The 6,117-nt window shown below is 64.6% G+C and carries 11 protein-coding genes and 1 pseudogene; 7 read left to right on the top strand and 5 right to left on the bottom strand.

From position 1 onward, the window contains the following. From AC5RWX_RS29115 to AC5RWX_RS29135, 5 genes and pseudogenes are all read left to right on the top strand, one after another. Positions 1-282 (top strand): annotated as a pseudogene (locus tag AC5RWX_RS29115) (CoA transferase); the annotation flags it as partial. Between the two features lie 92 nt (positions 283-374). Next, entirely contained in the window at positions 375-893 is a 519-nt protein-coding gene (locus tag AC5RWX_RS29120) for a DoxX family protein (protein ID WP_494099714.1), read from the top strand. After that, positions 890-1,687, top strand: coding sequence for an AzlC family ABC transporter permease (locus tag AC5RWX_RS29125; protein WP_494099724.1), 798 nt, complete (start codon positions 890-892; stop codon positions 1,685-1,687). Before AC5RWX_RS29120 ends, AC5RWX_RS29125 begins: the two co-directional genes overlap by 4 nt. Next, positions 1,684-1,995, top strand: a complete 312-nt coding sequence (locus AC5RWX_RS29130) for an AzlD domain-containing protein (RefSeq protein WP_494099715.1) — start codon at positions 1,684-1,686, stop codon at positions 1,993-1,995. Before AC5RWX_RS29125 ends, AC5RWX_RS29130 begins: the two co-directional genes overlap by 4 nt. Positions 1,996-2,094: 99 nt before the next feature. Beyond that, positions 2,095-2,364 (top strand): hypothetical protein, encoded by a 270-nt coding sequence (locus AC5RWX_RS29135; protein WP_494099716.1) that lies wholly within the window; start codon positions 2,095-2,097, stop codon positions 2,362-2,364. A gap of 60 nt (positions 2,365-2,424) precedes the next feature. On the opposite strand, the gene AC5RWX_RS29140 is transcribed toward AC5RWX_RS29135, so the two are convergent. Both AC5RWX_RS29140 and AC5RWX_RS29145 read right to left on the bottom strand, forming a co-directional pair. Beyond that, positions 2,425-2,706, bottom strand: coding sequence for a hypothetical protein (locus AC5RWX_RS29140; RefSeq protein ID WP_494099717.1), 282 nt, complete (start codon positions 2,704-2,706; stop codon positions 2,425-2,427). A 105-nt stretch (positions 2,707-2,811) separates the two neighbouring features. Then, a complete protein-coding gene (locus tag AC5RWX_RS29145; protein ID WP_494099718.1) occupies positions 2,812-3,447 on the bottom strand; it encodes a TetR/AcrR family transcriptional regulator in 636 nt (211 codons plus the stop codon). 121 nt (positions 3,448-3,568) lie between these two features. On the opposite strand from AC5RWX_RS29145, the gene AC5RWX_RS29150 reads away from it, so the two are divergent. Then, positions 3,569-3,892 (top strand): thiamine-binding protein, encoded by a 324-nt coding sequence (locus AC5RWX_RS29150; RefSeq protein WP_494099719.1) that lies wholly within the window; start codon positions 3,569-3,571, stop codon positions 3,890-3,892. 72 nt (positions 3,893-3,964) lie between these two features. Continuing rightward, positions 3,965-4,642: an O-methyltransferase gene (locus AC5RWX_RS29155; RefSeq protein ID WP_494099720.1), complete on the top strand. Its 678-nt coding sequence runs from the start codon at positions 3,965-3,967 to the stop codon at positions 4,640-4,642. A gap of 163 nt (positions 4,643-4,805) precedes the next feature. Here the strand turns inward: AC5RWX_RS29155 and AC5RWX_RS29160 are convergent, their stop codons facing one another. The 3 genes from AC5RWX_RS29160 to AC5RWX_RS29170 form a co-directional block, all read right to left on the bottom strand. After that, positions 4,806-4,982, bottom strand: coding sequence for a CsbD family protein (locus AC5RWX_RS29160; RefSeq protein WP_494099721.1), 177 nt, complete (start codon positions 4,980-4,982; stop codon positions 4,806-4,808). 100 nt (positions 4,983-5,082) lie between these two features. Next, complete coding sequence (locus tag AC5RWX_RS29165; RefSeq protein WP_494099722.1) at positions 5,083-5,340, bottom strand: hypothetical protein; 258 nt, start codon at positions 5,338-5,340, stop codon at positions 5,083-5,085. Between the two features lie 361 nt (positions 5,341-5,701). Continuing rightward, the coding region (locus tag AC5RWX_RS29170; RefSeq protein ID WP_494099723.1) for a YihY/virulence factor BrkB family protein at positions 5,702-6,117 on the bottom strand (416 nt) is incomplete at its 5' end.

The raw sequence follows: 6,117 nt of genomic DNA on the forward strand, positions 1-6,117 counted from the left end.
GTGGCCGCGGCGGCCATCGCCCTGCTCGCCCGGCGCCGGCAGGCCGGCCTTGGCGGATTTGCCCGGTTGTCGCTGGTCCGCACCGCGGAAGAACTTTTCAGCCTGCCGGCCGTGCATTCAGGCGGCAGGACAAGCCCGGTGCCTGAACCCGAATTGGGCACCATGGCGAGCACTTACGGGCTACTTCGCTACGCCCTGCCGCCGCTCCGGGTGGCCGGACAACCCCTCGACTACACCGCGCCGCCAGCGCCGTACGGAAGTTCGTTTTCCGCCTGGACCTGACGGTTTGCCGGGCGGGAAGCTTCAGCGGGCCTGGGGGTTTACAGGGGTCTTGCGGTTTCAAAGGCCTGCCGTGCTTGTGATTGAGTGGTGCCATGCCTTTTTCCCGGTCCGGCCGGGCCTTCCAGAGCCTTTCCGCTGCAGCCATGAGCGCCCTGCTGCTGGCCAGTGCCATGAAACATTTCCGTGACCCCGGCTTCTTCCGCCAGGTGGTGCCCGACTACCTCTGCCTTGAGGACACGTACCGGCACGAGCCGGGCGACGGCGGTGCCGGCGCCGGCGGCACAGGTGCCTTCGATGGCGGCCCGGAACAGGACCGCCGTGGGCCCCTGGCCGTGATGACCAGGGAGGAATGGATCGCTGTCAGTGGCCTGCTGGAACTCGCGGCCGCCGTCGGTATTCTTATCCCGCTGACGCGCAAGGCGGCCGCGACCGCTCTTACCGCGATGTTCATCGCCTTCCTCGCCGGCCATGCCGATGCCCTCCACCGGGCCTACGGGCCTCGGGGAACCGCCCTGCAGCGCACGGTCCACGCGCTGCGCCTCCCGCTTCAGGCGCCGCTGATCCTCTGGGCGTGGAGCCTTCGAAAGCCTGCAGCAGGTTCGTGGCAGTGAAACTCCTGGCTTCCCCGGCCGTGCGCGTGGGGCTCTCCATCAGCGTTGCCACTGGCCTGTACGGAATATCCTTCGGGGCACTCTCCGTCACGTCCGGGCTGGACTTCTGGCAGACAATGGCGCTGAGCCTGCTCCTGTTCAGCGGCGGCTCACAGTTTGCGTTTATCGGGGTAGTGGGTGGAGGCGGCTCAGGCATTGCCGCGATGAGCGCAGCCACGCTCCTGGGTATGCGCAATGGCATCTACGGCATGCAGCTCAACGCCTTGCTGCGCCCCACAGGGTGGCGTAAGTACGTGGCCGCCCAGGTGACCATCGACGAATCTACAGCCACCAGCACCGGCCAAACCGACCCCGCCGAGCAGCTCCGCGGGTTTTGGGCAGCCGGCCTCGGCATCTACGTGCTCTGGAACCTGTTCACGGCAGTGGGGGCACTCGCCGGGAGCGGGCTGGGGGACCCCAAGCAGTGGGGACTGGACGGGGCAGCGGTGGCAGCTTTCCTGGCCCTGCTCTGGCCCCGGCTGAAGGGCCGCGAACCGATCGCCATTGCGGTGGTGTGCGCCGTGGCCACGGTGGTGGCAGTGCCCTTCGTTCCTGCCGGCGTGCCGATCCTGGTGGCCGCCGTGGTGGCGGCTGTGATGGGCTGGTTCAGCCATGGCCGGAGTGATGAAGGCCTTGAACCGGACGTGGATCCCTACCGGGAGCACCACCAGGGCGACACAGACCATCAGGGCTTGCACGGCCAACACCGTGACCACCAGCGCCGCGAGGGCGGCACCCCGGGGGCAGGCAAATGAGCCTCTGGGTTTGGCTGCTGATTGCCTGTGCCTTGGCGTACGCCTGGAAGCTGGTGGGCTACTTTGTCCCGGCGAGGTTGCTGGAGAACCCCAGGATGTCGCGGATCGCAGGTACCATAACCATCGGGTTGCTTGCGTCCCTGACCGTGGTGAACGCGGTAGCGTCAGGGCAGGCCCTGGCAGCCGATGCACGCCTGGGTGCGCTCGCCGCAGCTGCAATCGCACTGGCCCTCAGGGCCCCGTTTCTTGTCGTGGTAGTGGCCGGTGCCGGGACGGCGGCGCTGCTCCGGATGCTGGGCTGGAACTAAACCCACGAGTAAGAACGTGGCGTAAATCTCTTCCCTTGCCCGTGGAGGTGAGTTGTACTATGAGAGCGGCTATGCAGTTGGCCCCCACGATTTGTATGAATGGCAACGATGGAAGATCAACTGCACGCGGCCGCGGCCAAGGCCGGAAGACACCGTTCCCACAAAGATTTTCGACGACGCGCGGGGCTGCCTGTCAAGCGTTTCTTCACCCGTTTTGCCGGTATTTCCAACGTGCCGGCCGAGGACCTGGAGGCGCTCGCCGAAAGCCTTCAACGGGCGATGGACGTGGATCCCGCTTCCCAGGTTCCTGCGCTGCAGGCCTTGGTGCGCAGGGAGATCCGCGCCAGGGGAGCAACTGACAGCGACTAGCGCGGGCAGACCAAAAGAATACGGGCATCAGGGGGAGTCCACGCTGATGCGCGTCAGTGGCTACGCTACCCCGTGGGTGGCGCCATCAGGTGCAGCTGACCGCCGCGAGCTTTCTTCAACGGCCATCTCATACCAGGCCTGGGCACCGAACTCGGGCTCGAAAGTGTCAAGGTTCTGGTAGAGGGCATCCAGCAGTTTTGCGAGTTCCTCTGCCGGCAGGGTAGGAAGGACTTCCTCAGGGCCGCGCGGATCGTTGATGTAGTGCAGAAGCCGCGAGTTGTTCATCGCGCTGGCGCTGTCAAGGGCCGGAGGTGGAGGAACTGTGGCATCGAGGGGCTCCATCTGGAGAAAACAGAGGCTGGCTGCGTAACCCACTTGAAGTGTATTGCACCCGTTGGAGGCCCACAATGGGGAGGACCAAGCGTCCTGCGTGCTGGATTCCTGCGGCTAGAGGGGCTGCTGGCCCGCCAGGGAAGAGGCAGGCAGGGGCACCTGGACGGGCAGCGGGCGGCTGGGCCGGACCGTTCGGATGGCGTCCTCCACCAGGGCCAGTGGACGGCGCCAGGCGTCTGATCCGGGTTCCATCGTGTCCACGACTCCGATCAGCATCGCGAGCAGCCGGAACATGTCCGTCATGGAGATGTCCGCGCGAAGGCTGCCTTGGCCCTGGCCCCGTACCAGGAGCACACTCATTGACTCCATCAGCGAACCCGTGATGCCGGTCAGGAGCTCCCGGCGGCCGGCAACAGCGCCCAAAAGATTGGCGTCGTCGCTGGCGACGGCCATTAGGGCCTCCATCACCCGCAGCAGTCCCGCTGCGGCGTCGATATCGGCAAGGGCCCCGTCCACCACTGGATCCACGGTGAGCCGCAACTGCCGGTTGAGGGCTGCGAGGACCAACTCCTCCTTGTCCGAGAAGTTCCGGAAGAGGGTTGCCGGGCCCACTCCGGCTGTCGCCGCAATGGTCTGCAGCGGTACCTCCGGGCCGAATTCCCGGAAGCATCGGCGCGCCGCCGTGATGATCTTGTCCACGTTCCGCGCGGCGTCGGCGCGGAGGGGCTTGCGGGCGACTGCGAGGCTCATGCCAAAAGGTTAGCAATCGAGCCTCCGCCCTTCACCGTTACTGAAGGGTAGGGGGTTATGTGACGGTGGCGTCGCCCGCCCTTGCCTGCGGCGTCGCCTGCGCCATGGCACACTGGGCTTCATGCTGCTTGCGTTTTCTGTCGCCCCGTCCGGTACTCCCAGCGAAGGTTCCAGGCCGGGTGACGCTTCCGTCCATGACGCCGTCGCCGCCGCCGTGAAGATCGTCAGGGAGTCGGGCCTACCCAACAAAACCGACTCGATGTTCACCACCATCGAGGGTGAGTGGGATGAAGTGTTCGACGTCGTGAAGCGCGCCACTGAGGCCGTAGGCCGCTACGGCAGCAGGGTCTCCCTGGTCATCAAAGCGGACATCCGGCCCGGTTACTCAGGTGAGCTGACTGCCAAAGTGGACCGCCTGGAAGAAGCGCTCTCCGACGGTTCCTGAACGCGGGCGTCCCGTCCGGAGTCGGCCGCAATTTCTCTGGACCCGCGCGTGGCCGCGTGCCAGACTGTGCCCATGTTTGAGCACAAGCCCCGGCCAGAGTGGATTGCCACGGAGAAGTTCCTGACCGACGTCGTGGTCCACCCTGATCCGGGCGTGCTCAGGGCAGTGCAGTCCGCGGCTGCCGCGGGGATGCCGGCCATCGAGGTGGCGCCCAACGCCGGCAAACTCCTCAAGCTCCTGGTTCAGCTCTCCGGCGCGCGCCGCGTCCTTGAGATAGGAACCCTGGCCGGTTTCAGCACCATTTGGATGGGGCAGGGACTGCCCGACGACGGCACTTTGGTCACCTGCGAATTCCTCCCCAAGCACGCGGAAGTGGCGTGGGCCAACATCGATGCGGCGGGTTTGGGGCAGAAGGTGGAGATCCGGCTCGGACCAGCCCTGGACACCCTCGCCGCACTGGCGGATGAGGACCGGGAGCCCTTCGACTTCATCTTTATAGATGCGGACAAGGAGAACAACAGCCATTATCTGGACTGGGCAGTGCGCCTGGGGCGCCCGGGGACAACCGTTGTGCTGGACAACACCATCTGGGAAGGTGCCGTTATGGACCCGGGCTTGGATCCCGTCAATGCGCAGGGAATTGTTGATGCTCTCACGCTGTTGGGCGTCCATCCCAGGCTGGATGCCACCGTCATCCAGACAGTGGGCTCCAAAGGCTGGGACGGATTCGCTCTCGCGCTGATTAAGTAGGGCTACGGTCCGTCCCTCCTTTCCTGCCGTGGGTTCCAAAACTGCTCAGTATGCTGATGGCCGCAGCAGCTCACGGCGCCCGTCACCGAGCCTGCGTAGCCACCGATCCGGCAAAGCAAAAGGGCCTGCCGCGGTGCTCCGCAGCAGGCCCTTTTCGCAATACTCAGTCTTTCTTGAAAGCGTCCTTGACTTTCTCGCCGGCCTGTTTCAAGTCCGCTTTGGCCTGGTCCATCTTGCCTTCGGAACGAAGGCCCTCGTCATGGGTGGCCGCACCGGTAGCCTCCTTGGCCTTGCCGCCCATTTTCTCTGCGGCGTTGTCGATCTTGTCATCCAAACCCATGGTGATTCTCCCTTCGGCTGGTGGCCTGCGGATACTAACCGCTAACCATGTTCAATGCTAACCAGCGTCAGGCAACTTCAACAGGTTCGAGAAGAGGTTGTCAGACCAGGTCCGGTGCGCTCGCCACGATGTAGTCGGCAGCGGCAGGACCCGTCATGGACAAGTTGTTGCTGTCCGGGTTGATCCCGTGGGACTGAAGCGCCTCCCACAGGGCTTCCGGAGCTTGAAGCTGTGCCTTGTGGAGGAGGCACCAGCTGGTGTAGAGCCCGTAGAGCTCATCGCGTTGGAGGCCCAGGCCAGGCTCCCTGTCTGCGACAACTGCTTCGGCGAGAAAGTCTTCAAAATGGGTGGCAGGCATATTCGCTCATTCGGGGTCGACCGTGTCGCCGCCGTTTCTGCTTCAGCGGCACTGCCGGATCCCAAGGGAACCAGCAGGGTAATCATGAACGTATGGCAGTACGGCTCGTTTTGTCCAGTTGCGCCGGGGACTTCACTGGATCGAGGGGGCCGACGGCGACTGGGGGGACTGGCCTCGGTCTCAGAAGAGGCCATCTCACCGCCGGCCCCGCCTACGTCCCGGGCCACCTTGTTGTTGACCTGGGAAACCTGAACAGGACCCTCCAACACAATTTTCCCCCATCTTGCAGGTCCTGCCTAGTCCCCGAAACTGGCTGCCGCCTGCGCGGAGCTGCGGGCCAGCCGCGTCCCGGTCCCAGTGTCTAGTCGCGGCCGGTACCTTGGTCACGCAGCTTGTCCCGAACCCGGTCCCGGTGCGGCTTTCCGGGCTGGCCGGAATCCTGGTTACCGCTTTGGCCGTTGTCTCCGTTCCCCCCGGAATCCCCGTCCTGGCCGTTCTGCGCGCTGTACTTCTCCCGCAGTTCACGTCCGTGCTGGATGTCCTCTTCCTCCTGCTTCTGCAGCTTCTCGCTCTTCTTGGTGTCACGCGGCGGCAGCTGGATGGTCTCTTCAGCCTTGATACCTGCCTGGAGTTGGCGGCCCCGCTCCATCTCGGCGTCGAACTCGGCACCAAAGAGCAGAGACATGTTCAGGATCCACAGCCACAGCAACATTACGATCACGCCGCCCAGGGCGCCGTAGGTCTTGTTGTAGTTTCCGAAGTTTCCTACGTAGAAAC

It is taken from the genome of Arthrobacter sp. SPT-J7 (assembly GCF_059089965.1).